Origin of the sequence: Achromobacter sp. 2789STDY5608615 (genome assembly GCF_001298995.1) — a bacterium.
GTDB classification, from domain to species: Bacteria; Pseudomonadota; Gammaproteobacteria; order Burkholderiales; family Burkholderiaceae_B; genus Achromobacter; species Achromobacter insuavis.
This window is the reverse complement of the sequence record NZ_CYTY01000039.1, coordinates 1-16,285: the sequence shown is the minus strand read 5'-3', so window position 1 is coordinate 16,285 and position 16,285 is coordinate 1. Positions and strand designations below refer to the sequence as shown.

General features: G+C 68.5%; 15 protein-coding genes. 5 read left to right on the top strand and 10 right to left on the bottom strand.

All coding sequences use genetic code 11. The annotated features are described in order from the left end of the window. Positions 1-36: 36 nt before the first annotated feature. Positions 37-3,279 carry a carbamoyl-phosphate synthase large subunit gene (carB, locus tag AOZ49_RS25445; protein ID WP_054428429.1) on the bottom strand — a complete coding sequence of 1,081 codons (3,243 nt, stop codon included), beginning with the start codon at positions 3,277-3,279 and terminating at the stop codon, positions 37-39. A gap of 10 nt (positions 3,280-3,289) precedes the next feature. Further along, positions 3,290-4,444 carry a glutamine-hydrolyzing carbamoyl-phosphate synthase small subunit gene (gene carA / locus AOZ49_RS25440; RefSeq protein WP_054428430.1) on the bottom strand — a complete coding sequence of 385 codons (1,155 nt, stop codon included), beginning with the start codon at positions 4,442-4,444 and terminating at the stop codon, positions 3,290-3,292. 162 nt (positions 4,445-4,606) lie between these two features. Here carA and tal point away from each other — a divergent pair, with 162 nt between their 5' ends. Then, a complete protein-coding gene (gene tal, locus AOZ49_RS25435; RefSeq protein ID WP_054428431.1) occupies positions 4,607-5,560 on the top strand; it encodes a transaldolase in 954 nt (317 codons plus the stop codon). A 38-nt stretch (positions 5,561-5,598) separates the two neighbouring features. Here the strand turns inward: tal and AOZ49_RS25430 are convergent, their stop codons facing one another. Beyond that, complete coding sequence (locus AOZ49_RS25430; RefSeq protein WP_054428432.1) at positions 5,599-6,126, bottom strand: carboxymuconolactone decarboxylase family protein; 528 nt, start codon at positions 6,124-6,126, stop codon at positions 5,599-5,601. A gap of 147 nt (positions 6,127-6,273) precedes the next feature. Between AOZ49_RS25430 and AOZ49_RS25425 the strand changes: the two genes are divergently transcribed. Genes AOZ49_RS25425 through AOZ49_RS25410 form a run of 4 tightly spaced genes read left to right on the top strand, consistent with a single transcriptional unit; the run spans position 6,274 to position 10,104 of the window. Beyond that, on the top strand, positions 6,274-8,466 hold the full coding sequence (locus AOZ49_RS25425) for an ATP-binding protein (RefSeq protein ID WP_054478470.1): 2,193 nt from the start codon (positions 6,274-6,276) through the stop codon (positions 8,464-8,466). 15 nt (positions 8,467-8,481) lie between these two features. Then, positions 8,482-8,847, top strand: a complete 366-nt coding sequence (locus AOZ49_RS25420; RefSeq protein ID WP_054428434.1) for a response regulator — start codon at positions 8,482-8,484, stop codon at positions 8,845-8,847. Positions 8,848-8,857: 10 nt separating this feature from the next. Next, the gene (locus AOZ49_RS25415) at positions 8,858-9,520 is read left to right on the top strand and encodes a hypothetical protein (RefSeq protein ID WP_054428435.1); all 663 of its coding nucleotides are present in this window, start codon (positions 8,858-8,860) and stop codon (positions 9,518-9,520) included. Then, positions 9,517-10,104 (top strand): biliverdin-producing heme oxygenase, encoded by a 588-nt coding sequence (locus AOZ49_RS25410; RefSeq protein WP_054478468.1) that lies wholly within the window; start codon positions 9,517-9,519, stop codon positions 10,102-10,104. The genes AOZ49_RS25415 and AOZ49_RS25410 overlap by 4 nt, the downstream gene beginning before the upstream one ends. Here the strand turns inward: AOZ49_RS25410 and AOZ49_RS25405 are convergent. From AOZ49_RS25405 to AOZ49_RS25375, 7 genes are all read right to left on the bottom strand, one after another. Beyond that, a complete protein-coding gene (locus tag AOZ49_RS25405; RefSeq protein ID WP_006390706.1) occupies positions 10,101-10,895 on the bottom strand; it encodes an ABC transporter permease in 795 nt (264 codons plus the stop codon). The genes AOZ49_RS25410 and AOZ49_RS25405 overlap by 4 nt on opposite strands. A gap of 52 nt (positions 10,896-10,947) precedes the next feature. After that, the gene (locus tag AOZ49_RS25400) at positions 10,948-11,760 is read right to left on the bottom strand and encodes an ABC transporter ATP-binding protein (RefSeq protein ID WP_054478467.1); all 813 of its coding nucleotides are present in this window, start codon (positions 11,758-11,760) and stop codon (positions 10,948-10,950) included. Next, complete coding sequence (locus AOZ49_RS25395; RefSeq protein ID WP_035359350.1) at positions 11,753-12,793, bottom strand: ABC transporter substrate-binding protein; 1,041 nt, start codon at positions 12,791-12,793, stop codon at positions 11,753-11,755. The genes AOZ49_RS25400 and AOZ49_RS25395 overlap by 8 nt, the downstream gene beginning before the upstream one ends. Continuing rightward, complete coding sequence (locus AOZ49_RS25390; protein ID WP_054478465.1) at positions 12,774-14,063, bottom strand: CaiB/BaiF CoA transferase family protein; 1,290 nt, start codon at positions 14,061-14,063, stop codon at positions 12,774-12,776. The genes AOZ49_RS25395 and AOZ49_RS25390 overlap by 20 nt, the downstream gene beginning before the upstream one ends. Before the next feature lie 96 nt (positions 14,064-14,159). Continuing rightward, a complete protein-coding gene (recR, locus tag AOZ49_RS25385) occupies positions 14,160-14,768 on the bottom strand; it encodes a recombination mediator RecR (protein ID WP_006385499.1) in 609 nt (202 codons plus the stop codon). Between the two features lie 67 nt (positions 14,769-14,835). Further along, the gene (locus AOZ49_RS25380) at positions 14,836-15,162 is read right to left on the bottom strand and encodes a YbaB/EbfC family nucleoid-associated protein (protein ID WP_006390710.1); all 327 of its coding nucleotides are present in this window, start codon (positions 15,160-15,162) and stop codon (positions 14,836-14,838) included. A gap of 44 nt (positions 15,163-15,206) precedes the next feature. Next, a partial coding sequence (locus AOZ49_RS25375; protein WP_304439440.1) for a DNA polymerase III subunit gamma/tau C-terminal domain-containing protein occupies positions 15,207-16,285 on the bottom strand: 1,079 nt, incomplete at its 5' end.

The window sequence follows — 16,285 nt, the reverse complement described above, 5'->3', positions numbered from 1 at the left end:
ACTTCACTTGCGGCGCGCCCTCTGCGCGCCCAAGCGCTATTTGTCCAACAAGGACGCGTGAAGTTCCTGCAACGGATACACCTGCAGGCCCAGACCCTGACGCAGATATTGCATGCCCTCGACGGCCGCGCGAGCGCCGGCGATGGTGGTGAAGAACGTGACGCGGGCCGCCAGCGACTGCGTCCGGATGGTGCGCGAGTCGACGATGGCGTTGCGGCGCTCTTCGACGGTGTTGATGACCAGCGAGATCTCGCCGTTCTTGACCATGTCGACGATGTGCGGACGGCCTTCGGTGACCTTGTTGACCCGCTGCACCGGAATGCCGGCCGCTTCGATCTCGGCGGCCGTGCCGCGCGTGGCCACCAGCTTGAAGCCCAGGGCATGCAGGCCGCGCGCCACTTCCACGGCGCGGGGCTTGTCCTGGTTCTTCACGCTGATGAACACCGTGCCGGATTCCGGCAGGCGCACGCCAGCGGCCAGCTGCGACTTGACGAAGGCTTCGCCGAAGCTGGTGCCCACGCCCATGACTTCACCGGTCGACTTCATTTCCGGGCCGAGGATGGTGTCCACGCCCGGGAACTTCACGAACGGGAACACGGCTTCCTTGACCGAGAAGTAAGGCGGCACGACTTCCTTGGTGATGCCCTGGGCCGCCAGCGTCTGGCCGGCCATGGCGCGCGCGGCGATCTTGGCCAGTTGCAGGCCGGTGGCCTTGGACACGTAGGGCACCGTGCGCGAGGCGCGCGGGTTCACTTCCAGCACGTAGACGTCGCCGCCCTGGATGGCGAACTGCACGTTCATCAGGCCGCTGACGTTCAGGGCCTTGGCCATCATGCCGGTCTGGCGCTTGATCTCGGCGATGACGTCGGCCGACAGCGAGTAAGGCGGCAGGCTGCAGGCGGAGTCGCCCGAGTGCACGCCGGCCTGCTCGATGTGTTCCATGACGCCGCCGATGAAGACGGTTTCGCCGTCGGCCAGGCAGTCCACGTCCACTTCGGTGGCGTTGTTCAGGAAGCGGTCCAGCAGCACGGGCGAGTCATTGCTGACCTTCACGGCTTCGCGCATGTAGCGCTCGAGGTCCTGCTGCTCGTGCACGATTTCCATCGCGCGGCCGCCCAGCACGTAGCTGGGACGCACCACCAGCGGGTAGCCGATCTCGGTGGCGTGAGCCAGGGCCTCGGCTTCGGTGCGGGCCGTGCGGTTGGGCGGCTGGCGCAGGCCGAGCTTGTTCAGCAGCTTCTGGAAGCGCTCGCGGTCTTCGGCGATGTCGATGGATTCCGGGCTGGTGCCGATGATCGGCACGCCGTTGGCTTCCAGCGCGCGCGCCAGCTTCAGCGGGGTCTGGCCGCCGTACTGGACGATCATGCCGACCGGGTTTTCCTTGTGGACGATTTCCAGCACGTCCTCGAGCGTCAGCGGCTCGAAGTACAGGCGATCGGACGTGTCGTAGTCGGTCGAGACGGTTTCCGGGTTGCAGTTGACCATGATGGTCTCGTACCCGTCGTCACGCAGCGCCAGCGCGGCATGCACGCAGCAGTAGTCGAACTCGATGCCCTGGCCGATGCGGTTCGGGCCACCGCCCAGCACCACGATCTTCTTGCGGTCGGTGGGCGCGGCTTCGCACTCTTCCTCGTAGGTCGAGTACATGTAGGCCGTGCGGGTGGCGAATTCGGCGGCGCAGGTGTCGACGCGCTTGTAGACCGGGCGCACGTTCAGCTGGTGACGCAGCTTGCGCACTTCCGATTCCACGGTGTCCAGCAGGAAGGCCAGGCGGCGGTCGGAGAAACCGCGGCGCTTCAGTTCCCACAGGGTGGCGTAGTCCAGGTCGGACAGCGTCTTCTGTTCGAGCGCCAGCTCGATGTCGACGATTTCCTTGATCTGCGACAGGAACCACGGGTCGATGTGCGTGATGTTGTGCACTTCGTCCAGCGTGAAGCCTTGCGCGAAGGCGTCGCCCACGTACCAGATGCGTTCCGGACCGGGTTCGCCCAGCTCGACCTGCAGCTTTTCGCGGTCGGTGGTCTTCTGGTTCAGGCCGTCTACGCCGACTTCCAGGCCGCGCAGCGCCTTCTGGAACGATTCCTGGAAGGTGCGGCCGATGGCCATGACTTCACCCACGGACTTCATCTGGGTGGTCAGGCGCGCGTCGGCGGTGGGGAATTTCTCGAAGGCGAAACGCGGCACCTTGGTGACCACGTAGTCGATCGACGGCTCGAACGAGGCGGGCGTGGCGCCGCCGGTGATTTCGTTCTTGAGCTCGTCCAGCGTGTAGCCCACGGCCAGGCGCGCGGCGACCTTGGCGATGGGAAAGCCGGTGGCCTTGGACGCCAGCGCCGACGAACGCGACACGCGCGGATTCATCTCGATGACGATCATGCGGCCGTTCTCGGGGTTGACCGCGAACTGCACGTTCGAGCCGCCCGTGTCCACGCCGATCTCGCGCAACACCGCGATCGATGCGTTACGCATGATCTGGTATTCCTTGTCGGTCAGCGTCTGGGCCGGCGCCACGGTGATCGAGTCACCGGTGTGCACGCCCATGGGGTCCAGGTTCTCGATGGAGCAGACGATGATGCAGTTGTCCGCCTTGTCGCGGACCACTTCCATCTCGAATTCCTTCCAGCCCAGCAGCGACTCTTCGATCAGCAGCTCGCTGGTGGGCGAGGCTTCCAGGCCGCGGCGGCAGATGGTTTCGAACTCTTCGGCGTTGTAGGCGATGCCGCCGCCCGAGCCGCCCATGGTGAAGCTGGGGCGGATCACGGCGGGGAAGCCCGAGGTGCCGACTTCCGCGGCGATGCGGCGCTGCACTTCCCAGGCTTCGTCCATGCTGTGGGCGACGCCCGACTTGGCCGATTCCAGGCCGATGTCGGTCATGGCCTGCTTGAACTTCTGGCGGTCCTCGGCCTTTTCGATGGCGTGCTCGTTGGCGCCGATCAGTTCGACGTTGTGCTTCTTCAGCACGCCGTGGTGGGCCAGGTCGAGGGCGCAGTTCAGCGCGGTCTGGCCGCCCATGGTGGGCAGCAGCGCATCGGGCTTTTCACGCTCGATGATCTTTTCGACGGCTTGCCAGGTGATGGGCTCGATGTAGGTGACGTCGGCCGTTTCCGGGTCCGTCATGATCGTGGCGGGGTTGCTGTTCACCAGGATGGTGCGGTAACCCTCGGCCTTGAGCGCCTTGCACGCTTGCGCGCCGGAATAGTCGAATTCGCACGCCTGCCCGATGATGATGGGGCCGGCGCCGATGATGAGAATGCTTTTTAGGTCTGTACGCTTGGGCATGATGCAATCTTTACTTTTGGCCGGACATCAGGCTGATGAACTTGTCGAACAGCTCCAGGATGTCGTGCGGACCGGGGCTGGCTTCGGGGTGGCCCTGGAAGCAGAAGGCCGGACGGTCGGTGAGCTCGAAACCCTGCAGCGTGCCGTCGAACAGCGAGACGTGCGTGACGCGCGCATTGGCCGGCAGGCTGGCCGCGTCGACCGCGAACCCGTGGTTCTGGCTGGTGATGAACACGCGCTTGGACGCCAGGTCCTGCACCGGGTGGTTGGCGCCGTGGTGGCCGGTCTTCATCTTGAGCGTCTTGCCGCCCACCGCCAGGCCCATGATCTGGTGGCCCAGGCAGATGCCGAACACCGGCAGCTTCTTGTCCAGGAACACGCGGGTGGCGTCGATGGCGTAGTCGCAGGGCTCGGGGTCGCCGGGGCCGTTGGACAGGAACACGCCGTCGGGATTGAGCTTGAGGACGTCCTCGGCGCTGGTCTGGGCCGGCACCAGCGTCAGGCGGCAGCCGCGATCGGCCAGCAGGCGCAGGATGTTGGACTTGATGCCGAAGTCGTAGGCGACGACATGGAACTTGGACTGGTCGGGCTGGGTGTAGCCTTCGCCCAGTTGCCAGGTGCCTTCGGTCCAGGTGGTGCTGTCCTTGATGGACACGACCTTGGCCAGGTCCTGGCCGGCCATGCCGGCAAAGCCGCGGGCCAGTTCGACGGCGCGGTCGGCATCCGAACCCACGAAGATGCAGGCGCCCTGGGCGCCCTTTTCACGCAGGATGCGGGTCAGCTTGCGGGTGTCGATGCCGGAAATGGCAACGATGCCCTGCTCGGACAGGTACTCGGGCAGCGATTGCGTGGAACGGAAGTTCGACACGCGGGCGGGACAGTCGCGCACCACCAGGCCGGCGGCGTAGACACGATTGGCTTCGACGTCCTCGGCGTTGACGCCGGTGTTGCCGATATGCGGATAGGTCAGCGTGACGATCTGGCCGCTATAGCTCGGATCGGTGAGAATTTCCTGGTACCCGGTCATCGCGGTGTTGAACACCACTTCGGCAACGGTATGCCCAGGCGCACCGATCGACACGCCTCGAAAAATGGTACCGTCCGCCAGAGCCAGAATTGCAGGAGGGAAGCGGTTGATCCCCTCGGGAAAGAGTTGCGGCAGCACAGTAAACCCCGGTTTTAGAATCGATAATCAAACCTTGGAATTATACCTTGAGTAGGCGTTTTCCCTGGAAAGCCGCGCCAAATAAGGCTGGCATCGAAGATTTCAACGGGTCGGTGATACGCTAAAGCACCTTCAACCCTGATGTTGCGAGCCGTATTGCCCATGTCCAGCCAACTTGACGCCCTGCGCAATCACACCACCGTTGTCGCCGACACGGGCGATTTCGAAGCGATGAAGGCGCTGCGTCCCACCGACGCCACCACCAACCCGTCCCTGATTCTCAAGGCCGTCCAGCAGGACGCCTACCGCCCCCTGCTCGAAAAGACCGCCCGCGACCACCGCGGCGCCCCCACCGCCGAACTGATGGACCGCCTGCTGGTGGCCTTCGGCCGCGCCATCCTGGACATCGTGCCGGGCCGGGTCTCGACCGAAGTCGACGCGCGCCTGTCGTTCGACACCCGCGCCACCATCGAGCGCGCCCGCGCCCTGATCGCCCTGTACCAGGCCGCCGGCGTGCCGCGCGAGCGCGTGCTGATCAAGATCGCCTCGACCTGGGAAGGCATCCAGGCCGCCCGCGCGCTGCAGGCCGAGGGCGTGCGCTGCAACCTGACGCTGCTGTTCTCGCTGCCGCAGGCGGTGGCCTGCGCCGACGCCCGCGTGCAATTGATCTCGCCCTTCGTCGGCCGCATCTACGACTGGCACAAGAAGGCCGCCGGCGCCAATTGGGTCGACGCCGACAACGCCGGCGCGCGCGATCCCGGCGTGCAGTCGGTGACCCGCATCTACCAGTACTACAAGCGTTTCGGCATCGCCACCGAGATCATGGGCGCGAGCTTTCGCAACGTCGGCCAGATCCTGGCGCTGTCGGGCTGCGACCTGCTGACCATCAGCCCCGAACTGCTGACCCAGCTGTCGCAGACCGAAGGCGACGCGCCGGCGCAGTTGCGCGCCGACGCCGTCGGCGGCGACATCGCCCGCATCGCCTCGGACGAAGTGGCGTTCCGCACCCAGCTCAACGACGACGCCATGGCCAGCGACAAGCTGGCCGAAGGCATCCGCGCGTTCGTGGCCGACGCCATCAAGCTGGACGCGCTGATCGAGGCGCAACGCGCCTGATCGCGCCGCCGCCCGGCCTTCGCGGCCGGGCGCCGCCCTCAGCGGTGGTCGTGCGAGTGCACCTGTAGCGCTTCCAGGAAGCGCGACACCATGTTGTAGGCGGCGACGGTGGCGGTCAGCTCGACGATCAGCTTGTCCGAACCCATGGCGGCGCGCGCCGCCTGGAACACCGCTTCCGGCACCTGCACCTGGCGCGTCATGGCGTCGGTGTAGGCCAGCACCGCGCGCTCGCGCTCGCTGAACAGGGTCGACGCTTGCCACTCGGGCAAGGCGTCCAACTGGGCCTGTGACAGCCCCTCTTTCAGCGCGATCGGCGCGTGCTGGTCGGCCTCGTAGGGCGCGCCGTTGACCGCCGCCACCCGCATGATCACAAGTTCGCGAATATCGCCCGGCAAGGTGGACAGCTGGCGGATCGACGTCAGGTAGTTGAGCCAGCCGCCTGCCACCGCCGGGCTGTGCAGCAGCATCTGGTAGAGGTGCAGCACGCTGCCGCGCTCGGCGACGATACGGTCGACCAGGGGCCGCGCTTCGGGATGAGACAGATCGGCGTAGGGAAGACGCGCCATGAAAACTCCGTAGAGGGATTAGGGCCGGTTGGCGCCATCGATCCTAGGGCTTCCCAGCATCGAAAGGCCGAGGCGCAGCAAATGCACACATTCGCAAGAACTTTGACATAATGACAACACATTGCGCACCTCCAGGACAAGCCTAGAATGAATGCGCCGACCCAGTCCCACCCGCCCGTCACCCTCGCCAACTGCGATAGCGAACCGATCCACGTACCGGGCGCGATCCAGCCGCTGGGCGCGCTGCTCGCGTTCGACGCCGCGGGGGTGCTGCGCTACGCCAGCGAAAACGCGCCGCAGGTGCTGGGCATGCCGCTGGCACTGGGCTACCCCTGCGCACCGGCGGCGCTGCCGCCGGGCCTGGCGCACATCCTGCCGACCTGGCTCGCCGGCGCCGACCCCGTCTTCGACCCGCTCGCCATCGCCCTGGGCGAGCACACCTACGACGTCATCGCCCACCGCAACGCCGACGGCCTGACGCTGATCGAACTCGAGCGCCGCGGCGACGATCCCGGCATCGCCGACCCCGCGCGCATCTACCGCGGCATCGAGCGCATCCGCTCGCAGCGCGACATCGCCGGCCTGCTCGACCGCACGGTCCAGGAAGTGCAGCGCGCCACCGGCTTCGACCGCGTGATGGCCTACCGCTTCCACCCCGACGACAGCGGCGAGATCGTGGCCGAGCGGCGCGGCGACCCGGCGCTGCAGGACTGGATCGGACGGCGCTATCCGGCCGGCGACATCCCGGCGCAGGCGCGCCGCCTGTACACCGTGAACACGCTGCGCCAGATCGCCGACGGCCAGTACCGGCCGGTGCGCGTGCTGGGCCAGGATGGCCACGACGGCGCGCCGCTGGACATGAGCTTTTCGGTGCTGCGCAGCGTATCGCCGATCCATCTCGAATACATGGCCAACATGGGGGTGCGCGCCTCGATGAGCCTGTCGCTGGTGATCGGCGGCCGGCTGTGGGGCATGATCGCCTGCCATCACCATTCCCCGCGCCTGATCCCCTATTCCGCCCGCCTGGCCTGCGAAGCGCTGGCGCAGGTGCTGTCGGCGGCGCTGGCCAACATCGAGGGCGGCGAACGCGCCGAGCAGGCGCGCCGCAGCGCCGCGCTGGTGAGCCGGCTGGCCGAGCGCGTATCCGCGTCCGAGAACGTGCACCAGGCCCTGTCGGGCGGCCCCGACACCCCCGCCTCGCTGCTTCCCAGCGACGCCGCGCTGTGCCTGTGGGGCAACAGCGTGACGGTGTTCGGCGGCATCGCGCCGCGCGGCGAGCTGGCGGGCATCCTGTGCGCGCTCGACCAGAGCGGCCAGCGGCTGGTCCACAGCGACAACATCGCGCGCGACTATCCCGGCCTGCAGACCGACCTGGTGCCCTACGCCGGGCTGCTGGCCTGCAAGTTCGACCCGATGAACAACGGCTGGCTGATCTGGCTGCGGCGCGAGCAGATCGAGACCGTGGTCTGGGGCGGCAAGCCGGAAAAGCACTATGCCGTGGGCACCCTCGGCCCGCGCCTGACGCCGCGCGGCTCGTTCGAGGCCTGGCGCGAAGTCACGCGCGACACCAGCGCGCCGTGGCTGCCGGCCGAGCTGGACGCGGCCGACAACCTGCGCGACGAGCTCTCGCACATCGCCACCAGCCGCGCGGCAGACGTGGACCGCGCCCGCACCGCGCTGCTGGCCATGCTCGGCCACGACCTGCGCGATCCGCTGCAGTCCATCTCGATGGCCGCCACGCTGCTGTCCAAGACCGATTCCGGCGCCCGCATGGGCGAACGCATCCGCTATTCCAGCGGCCGCATGCAGCGCCTGATCTCGCAGGTGCTGGACCTGTCGCGGCTGCAGGGCGGCATGGGCCTGGGCATCGAAAAGCGCGAATGCCAGCTGTCGGAACTGCTGAACGGCCTGATCGAGGAAAAGCGCCAGGCCTACCCCGGCCTGCGCATCGAACCCGAAGTGGCCCCCGGGCTGACGCTGATGGCCGACACCGACCGCATCGCCCAGGTGGTCACCAACCTGATGAGCAATGCCCGCCAGCATGGCGCGCCACGCATGCCGATCCGGGTCGTGGCCACGCGCGCGGGCGACACGATCGAACTGACGGTGGCGAACCACGGCGCGCCGATTCCCGACGACGTCATGGCGCATCTGTTCTCGCCCTTCAAGCCGGAATCACTGGGCCACTCGCGCAACCGCACCGGCCTGGGGCTGGGCCTGTATATTGCCAACCAGGTGGTGCGCGACCACGACGGCGACATCGCCGTCGCCTGCCACGATGGCCTGGTCATCTTCACCGTTACCCTGCCGCGCGGCCTGCCCGCGCCGCAAACACCCTGAATCCTGGAGACATCTTTGAACGATGCGCGCGCGTTACGCGTCCTGCTGGTCGACGACAACGAAATGGGCTCGGAACTGCTGGCCGAATTCCTGGCCATGTCCGGGCTGGAAACGCGCTGCGCCGGCACCGGCGAGGACGCGCTGGCGCAGGCCGCCAGCTTCGACCCGCAGGCGGTGCTGGTGGACATCCTGCTGCCCGACATGGACGGCTACGAACTGGCGCGGCAACTGCGCCGGCGCAACGCCGCATCGCGCATCTACGCCCTGAGCGGGCTGGCGCGCCACGAACGGCATGAAGACGCCGCCAGCCTGTTCGACGGCTGGATCGAAAAACCCGCCGACCCCGACGCACTGCTGACCGTGCTGCGGCAGGCGGGCTGAGGCGGTCGCGATGCACGCCGCCGATCCCTCCCCGCACGCCCAGGCGCTGGCCGCGCAAGGCGTGCGCTTCCAGGTCCTGGCGCAGATCTTTCCGGTGCTGCGCCACGAGGCCCTGGCGCCGCTGTCCAACGCCACGCTGGCCACGGCCATGCTGCGCCAGGCGCCCGAAGGCGCCGAGGCCGACGCCCTGCGGCAGCGCACCCAGCGCCTGGCCAGCGACCTGCAACACATGCTCGAAGACAGCGTCGACGTCCTGCGCGGGCTCGATCAATGGCTTGTCGACAATGGCGCCTCGCTGCCGGCGGCGACCCTGCTGAAGGAATGCCGCAAGCTGCTGTTCTCGCAACTGATGTGGTCCAAGCGGCGCGTCCACTGGCCCGACGAACCGGCGCCGGTCGACCTGCCGGCCTTTGCCGCGCGCTACCTGGTGATGGCCTGGGTCCTGTGCCTGCTGCCGTGGCTGCCCGAGGACACCGAACTGACGCTGGACGCCTCCGATCCCGCCGTGTGGCACGCGCGCCTGCCCGCCCCGGCCGACGCCCCGGCCGCGCCGGCGCTGTTCGACCCTCGGGACATCGAAAACCTGGCGCTGGCCTCGGGCTGGCGCCTGGAACGACAACCCCAATGCTGGTCGCTGCACCTGCCTGCCGCGCCCGCCAAGGATCCCGCATGATTTCCCCTGTGCACCAGGTGCTGCGCGACGGCACCCTCGAACGCCACGAAACCCTCGACCAGGGACTGGCGCTGGCCGATGGCGACGTCAGCCCGGCCCGCTACCTGGCCTATCTGCGCGCCCTGCTGGGCTGGCTGGAGCCGGTCGAACGGCGGCTGTGGCAATTGGACTGGCCGGCCGGCCTGCAGGCCGGGGCCCGCGCCGGCAAGAGCGCCCTGATCCGCGCCGACCTGCGCGCCGCGGGCGATGCCGCCCCCGTGCCGGAATGCCCCGCCGCGCCCGCTCCCCAGGCCGCCGACGCCTACGCCCTGGGCGTGGCCTACGTGGTCGAGGGATCGCAGCTGGGCGGGCGTTTCCTGGCCAAGCGGCTGGAAGCCGCCAAGCCGCCGTTGCCGCTCAGTTATCTGCGGGGATATGGCGACGACACCGGCGCGCTGTGGAAAGGTTTCCTGCTGCACCTGGACAGCGCCGCCAGCGGCCACGAAGCGCAGGCGCTGCAAGGCGCGCGCGATGCGTTCGACAGTCTCACCGTCTGGCTGCGGGCGCACGGCGCCATGATCACCCCGGCCGCCCGCGTTGCCTAGATCTTTTCGGTCTCGCCCGACTTGGGCTGCCACTTCATCAGGCGCTTCTCGCCGATCCCGACGATGTAGTCCAGCACCAGCGCGAATGCGGTCAGCACCACGATGCCCGCGAACACGGTATTGACGTCGAAGGTGCCCTCGGCCTGCAGGATCAGGTAGCCGACGCCGCTGGCCGAGCCCAGGTATTCGCCCACCACCGCGCCGACGAAGGCCAGGCCCACCGAGGTGTGCAGACTGGAGAACACCCAGCTGGTGGCCGACGGCAGATAGACGTGGCGCAGCAGCTGGCGGCGGCGCGCGCCCAGCATGCGGGCGTTGTCGAGCAGCGTCGGGCTGACCTCGCGCACGCCCTGGTAGACGTTGAAGAAGACGATGAAGAACACCAGCGTCACCGCCAGCGCCACCTTGGACCAGATGCCCAACCCGAACCACATGCCGAAGATCGGCGCCAGGATCACGCGCGGCATCGAGTTGGCCGCCTTGATGTAGGGATCGAGGATCGCGCTGGCGCGCGGCGACAAGCCCAGCCACAGGCCGAACCCCAGCCCGGCGATGGTGCCGATGAAGAAGGCCAGCACGGTTTCGGTCAGCGTGACCCACAGGTGGGTGTAGATGTCGGCGTTGGTGACGAACCAGGCCCAGATGCGGCCCCACACCTTGAGGGGCTCGCCGAAGAAGAACGCCACCTTGGAATCGCGCGAGGCGAAATGCCACACGCCCAGGATGACGACGAGCAGCAGCAACTGCCAGAAGCGCAGGCTGGCGGAACCCGGTTTGAACGACTTGGACATGGTCAGGGCCTGTTCGTTGGGAAGCGGGCGCGGCCTGGATCAGGCATGGGCCTCAGGCCCGCTTCTGTTGTTGGGCATAGCCCTTGAGCACTTCCTCGCGCAACACCGCCCAGATGGCCGCGTGCAATTCGACGAAACGCAGGTTGTTGCGCACTTCGGCCACGTCGCGCGGACGCGGCAGGTCGATGACGAACTCGCCGATGGGATGCGTGCCCGGCCCGGCCGACAGCACCACCACGCGGTCGCTCATGGCGATGGCTTCGTCCAGGTCATGGGTGATGAAGAGCACCGCCTTGCGCTTGGCCATCCACAGGTCCAGCACCTCGTTTTCCATCAGCTGGCGCGTCTGGATGTCGAGCGCCGAGAACGGCTCGTCCATCAGGATGATGTCGGGGTCGCGGATCAGCGTCTGCGCCAGCATGGCGCGCTTGCGCATGCCGCCCGACATCTGGTGCGGATAGCGGCTTTCGAAGCCGCCCAGGCCGACGCGGCGCATCCAGTCGCGGCCGCGCTCGAGCGCCTCGGCGCGCGGCACGCCGGCGAAATCCAGCCCGGCCACCACGTTGTCGAGGGCGCTGCGCCAGGGCAGGAGCGCCTCGCCCTGGAACATGTAGCCGGCGCGCGAATTGATGCCCGACAGCGGCTGGCCGAAGACCTTTACCTGGCCCGACGACGGCGTCAGCAGGCCGGCGCTGACGTTGAGCAGGGTGGACTTGCCGCAGCCCGTGGGGCCCACCACCGACACGAACTCGCCCGGCGCGATGGCCAGGCTGGTGTCGCTGACGGCGGTGTAGCGCTGCGAGCGGTCGTCGCGGGAGACAAAAGTGCAGCTGATGTTTTCCAGCGATAGCGCGGCGTCAGCCATTGGGGTACTTCTCGTTGGCGCGGCGGGCGAAATCGTTGGTCCAGACCTTGGACGGGTCGATCTTGGCGCCGTCGAAGTCCGCTTGATACGCGGCCAGGGCCTTGAGCGCGGTGGCGGCACCGTCCTCGGGGATCATGCCGTCGGGCGACAGGCCTTCGAGGCTCTTGCCGATGGCGGCCTTGTACACCGCCGGGTCGCCCAGCAGGTAGGTCTCCGGCACGACCTTGGCGATCTCGTCGGGGCCGGCCTTCTGGATCCACTTGTCGGCGCGCACCATGGCGTTGGTCAGCGCCTGCACGGTGTTGGGGTTGGCGTCGACGAACGCCTGCGGCGCATACAGGCAGCCGGCCGGCATGTTGCCGCCGAAGATGTCCTGGGTGTCCTTGAGCGTGCGGGTGTCGACGATGATCTGGATGTCGCCCGGCATTTCCAGCATCGACACCACGGGGTCGGTGTTGGAGATGGCGTCGATCTGGCCGCTGCGCAGCGCGGTCACCGCGCCGGCGCCAGCGCCCACGCCGATGATGGAGACGTCGGAAGCCTTCAGGCCGTGCTTGGCCAGGAAGAAGCTGACCACCATGTTGGTGGACGAGCCCGGCGCGGTCACGCCGATCTTCTTGCCCTTGAGGTCGGCCGGGCCCTTGTAGTTGGGCAGGTTCTTCTTGGAGACGCCCACGCCGATCATCGGCGCGCGGCCCTGCAGCACGAAGGCGCGGTAGGCCTGGCCCTTCGACTGCATGGCCAGCGTGTGTTCGAACGCGCCCGAGACCACGTCGGCGCTGCCGCCCACCACGGCCTGCAAGGCCTTGGAGCCGCCGGCGAAGTCGGCGATGGAGACATCCAGGCCCTCGTCCTTGAAATAACCGCGGGCCTCGGCGATGGACAGCGGCAGGTAATAGATCAGGGGCTTGCCGCCCACGGCGATCTGGACCTTGGTCTTCTCCAGCTTCTGGGCGCGCACGATGGCGGGGGCCATGCCCATGACGCCGGCGGCGCCGGCCATCTTGAGCAGATCACGACGAGTGACTGACATGTGTTGTCTCCTTGGGTGCGGGGATACCGATAGCGCCGGTCTGCGCCAGCTTGTCGATAGCCGCTGAATCATACCCCAGCGATTTCAGGACTTCCTCGGTATGTTCCCCTAATGACGGACCGATCCAGCGGGTCCCGCCCGGGGTTTCCGAGAGCTTGGGCACCACCGCCGGCAGCTTGACCGGCTGGCCGTTGGCGAAGTGATGCTGCTCGATCATGCGGCGCGCCAGGAACTGCGGGTCGGTGAACATGTCGGCCACGCTGCAGATCTTGCCGACCGGCACGTCGGCCGCCTTCAGGGTGTTGAGCGCCTCGTCGATGCCGCGGCCGTCGCACCATTGCTGGATGGCGCCGTCGATTTCCTCGACGCGGCGGGCGCGGCCGTCGTTGCGCACCAGGTCGGGGTCGGAAGCCAGGTCGTCGCGGCCGATGGCCAGCATCAGGCGGTGGAAGATCGCGTCGCCATTGCCGGCGATGACGATGTTCTGGCCGTCGCGCGTCGTATAGGTGTTGGACGGCACGATGCCGGGCAGCGCGCCGCCGGTGCGCTCGCGCACCACGCCGGCCACGTCGTACTCGGGCACCAGGCTTTCCATCATGTTGAACACGGCCTCGTACAGGGCGACGTCGACCATCTGGCCCTGTCCCGCGCGGCAGGCCTCGCCGGTCTGGCCATTCCAGCGGCCGCCGGTGGCGTCGCGATGGCGCAGCGCCATCATGGCGCCGATCACGCCATGAAGCGCGGCGATCGAATCGCCGATCGAGATGCCGACCCGCAGCGGCGGCCGGTCGGGATGGCCCGACACGTAGCGCAGGCCGCCCATGGATTCGCCGATGGCGCCAAAGCCGGGCTGATCCTTCATCGGGCCGGTCTGGCCGTAGCCGGACAGGCGCACCATGATCAGGGCAGGGTTGATGGCGCGCAGCTGCTCGAAGCCCAGGCCCCACTTCTCCAGCACGCCGGGTCGGTAGTTCTCGACCACCACGTCGGCGTCCAGCGCCAGCTTGCGGGCGATCTCGCGGGCTTCGGGATGCTTCAGGTTGAGGGCGATGGATTGCTTGTTGCGGGCCTGCACGGTCCACCACAGCGAATTGCCTTCGTGCAGGTGGCGCCAGCTGCGGATGGGGTCGCCGCCGCCGGTCCCGTCGGGGCCGTGCGGGGTTTCGACCTTGATGACGTCGGCGCCGAATTCACCAAAGATGCGGGCGGCGAACGGGCCGGCGATGAGCGTGCCGAGTTCCAGGACCTTCAGGCCGGTCAGGGCTGACATGGCGGTTGTCTTCCTCTTGTGGATGCCGCGCCGCGCGGGCGGGCAGTTCTTCCAATGCCCGCCGGTACATTGCCGGCGGACTGTTGTGGAGGCGTATCAGGTGGTCTTGCGCTCCATCAGCGCCCAGGCGATGGTGCCGGCGTCGACGTATTCCAGCTCGCTGCCGGCCGGCACGCCGCGCGCCAGGCGCGTGACCCGCAGGCCGCGCTCGCCCAGGGCCTCGCCCAGGAAGTGCGCGGTGGTCTCGCCTTCGGCGGTGAAGTTGGTGGCCAGGATGACCTCCTGCACCACGCCATCGGTGGCGCGGCGGATGACGCGGTCGAAATCCAGCTCGCGCGGGCCGATGCCCTCGAGCGGCGCCACCCGCCCCATCAACACGTAGTACAGGCCGCGGTAGCCGTGGCTGGACTCGATCATGTTCTGGTCGGCCGGCGTCTCGACGATGCACAGCAGGGAAGGATCACGCTTGGGATTGGCGCAGGTGGCGCACACATCCTCTTCGGCGAAGCTGTTGCAACGCGAGCAGTGGCGCAGGTCGCGCACCGCCCCCGCCAACGCGCGTCCGAGCATGTCGGCGCCCTGGGGGTCGTGCTGCAACAGGTGATAGGCCATGCGCCGCGCGGAACGCACACCCACGCCGGGCAGGCGCCGCAGCGCCTCGATCAGCGAGACCAGCGGTTCGGGTTCGGGCAGTAAAGGATCCATGACACGACGGCAACTTGCGGACGGCAAAGGCCGCGCCGCCCGGGGCGGCGGCGGCCGGAACGTTCGATCAGAACGGCAGCTTCATGCCCGGGGGCAGCGGCATGCCGGCGGTGACGGACGCCATTTTTTCCTGCGAGGTGGCTTCGGCCTTGCGCAGCGCGTCGTTGAAGGCGGCGGCGACCAGGTCTTCCAGCATGTCCTTGTCGTCGGCCAGCAGCGACGGATCGATCTCGACGCGCTTGACGTCGTGGCGGCAGCTCATGGTGACCTTGACCAGACCGCCGCCGGAGGCGCCTTCGACCTGGATCTCGGCCAGCGCGTCCTGCGCCTTCTTCATGTTTTCCTGCATCTGCTGCGCCTGGCGCATCAGACCGGCCAATTGTCCTTTCATCATGATGGAGCTTCCTTGAACGAGGGAATGTGGGGATTGCCGGCGCGTTACGCGGCGGCGGAAGGAGGATCGACGTGGCGGATCGAACCCGCCACGACATGGGCGCCGAAGTCGGAGACCAGCGCCTGCACAAAGGGATCGACGGCGACCGCGTCCTCGGCGGCCTGCTGGCGCGCCGCGCGCTCGGCCTGGGCCACGGCGTGGGCCGTGGCTTCACCGACCGCGCCGACGTCCACGTCCAGCCGGATGCCCTGGCCGAAGTGTTCGCACAGCACCGTCTGCAGGCGCACGCGGCTTTCACTTTCGGCCAGCGTCTTGACCGCCACGCGCAGGATGATGGCATCGCCCTGCACGCCGGCCCATTCGCTCTGGCGCGCCAGCTCGGCGGCCAGGCCGGTGACCGGCAGGCGCGCGGCCAGCTCGGGCCAGGCGGCGGAGGTCATGTCGGTCAGGCGCGCGCGCGACTGGCGCTTGCGGGCCGGGGCCGGGCCTTCGCGCCGGGCGGGCGCCGCCGACGGCGCGGGCGCGGACGAGGGCGCGCTGGCCAGCGTTTCGAAATCGTCGTCGGGGTCCGACGTGAAACCGCCATCGGGCGCAAAGCCAGCTTCGGGCACGAAGCCGCCTTCGGCCTCGAACGGGATTTCCTCGTCGACCCAGGACGGCGGGCCGTCGTCATCCGCGGCCGGCGCGACCGCGGCGGCCGCGGGCGTCACGGCCAGCGGGGCCGACTTGGCGGATGCCGGGGCGGCAGGAGCGTCCGTGACCGGCGGCTGCGCGGCGGGCGCGGCCGCGACGGCGGGCGTGGCAACGGGCGATGCCGTGGCCGGCGCGCTCGTGGCGGCGGCATTCATGGGGGACGATGGCTGGGCGGGGGCCTCGACGGCGGCCTGCGCGGCACCCGCGGCGGCGGGCGCATCTTCCCAGGGCGGCACGCTGGCAGCGGCCGGCTGGGTGGGCGCGGCGACCGGTGCGGCAACAGGCGCTGCGACGGGCGGCGTGGTCACCGGCGCGGGCGCAACGGCAGCGGGCGCGGCGGCCGGAGCCGGCGCGACGTTCGCTTGCGGCACGCTCGCGGGCGCGGACGGCGCGGGGGCCGGCGCGGGCGCAACCGGTTGCGCCACCGGCG

Excerpts from the sequence above, each read along its gene's own strand:
- recR (WP_006385499.1), bottom strand. The coding sequence starts at position 14,768 with ATGGATCCTTTACTGCCCGAACCCGAACCGCTGGTCTCGCTGATCGAG.
- AOZ49_RS25410 (WP_054478468.1), top strand. The coding sequence starts at position 9,517 with ATGATTTCCCCTGTGCACCAGGTGCTGCGCGACGGCACCCTCGAACGC.
- AOZ49_RS25395 (WP_035359350.1), bottom strand. The coding sequence starts at position 12,793 with ATGTCAGTCACTCGTCGTGATCTGCTCAAGATGGCCGGCGCCGCCGGC.
- AOZ49_RS25425 (WP_054478470.1), top strand. The coding sequence starts at position 6,274 with ATGAATGCGCCGACCCAGTCCCACCCGCCCGTCACCCTCGCCAACTGC.
- AOZ49_RS25415 (WP_054428435.1), top strand. The coding sequence starts at position 8,858 with ATGCACGCCGCCGATCCCTCCCCGCACGCCCAGGCGCTGGCCGCGCAA.
- AOZ49_RS25405 (WP_006390706.1), bottom strand. The coding sequence starts at position 10,895 with ATGTCCAAGTCGTTCAAACCGGGTTCCGCCAGCCTGCGCTTCTGGCAG.
- AOZ49_RS25390 (WP_054478465.1), bottom strand. The coding sequence starts at position 14,063 with ATGTCAGCCCTGACCGGCCTGAAGGTCCTGGAACTCGGCACGCTCATC.
- AOZ49_RS25380 (WP_006390710.1), bottom strand. The coding sequence starts at position 15,162 with ATGATGAAAGGACAATTGGCCGGTCTGATGCGCCAGGCGCAGCAGATG.
- tal (WP_054428431.1), top strand. The coding sequence starts at position 4,607 with ATGTCCAGCCAACTTGACGCCCTGCGCAATCACACCACCGTTGTCGCC.
- AOZ49_RS25430 (WP_054428432.1), bottom strand. The coding sequence starts at position 6,126 with ATGGCGCGTCTTCCCTACGCCGATCTGTCTCATCCCGAAGCGCGGCCC.
- carB (WP_054428429.1), bottom strand. The coding sequence starts at position 3,279 with ATGCCCAAGCGTACAGACCTAAAAAGCATTCTCATCATCGGCGCCGGC.
- AOZ49_RS25400 (WP_054478467.1), bottom strand. The coding sequence starts at position 11,760 with ATGGCTGACGCCGCGCTATCGCTGGAAAACATCAGCTGCACTTTTGTC.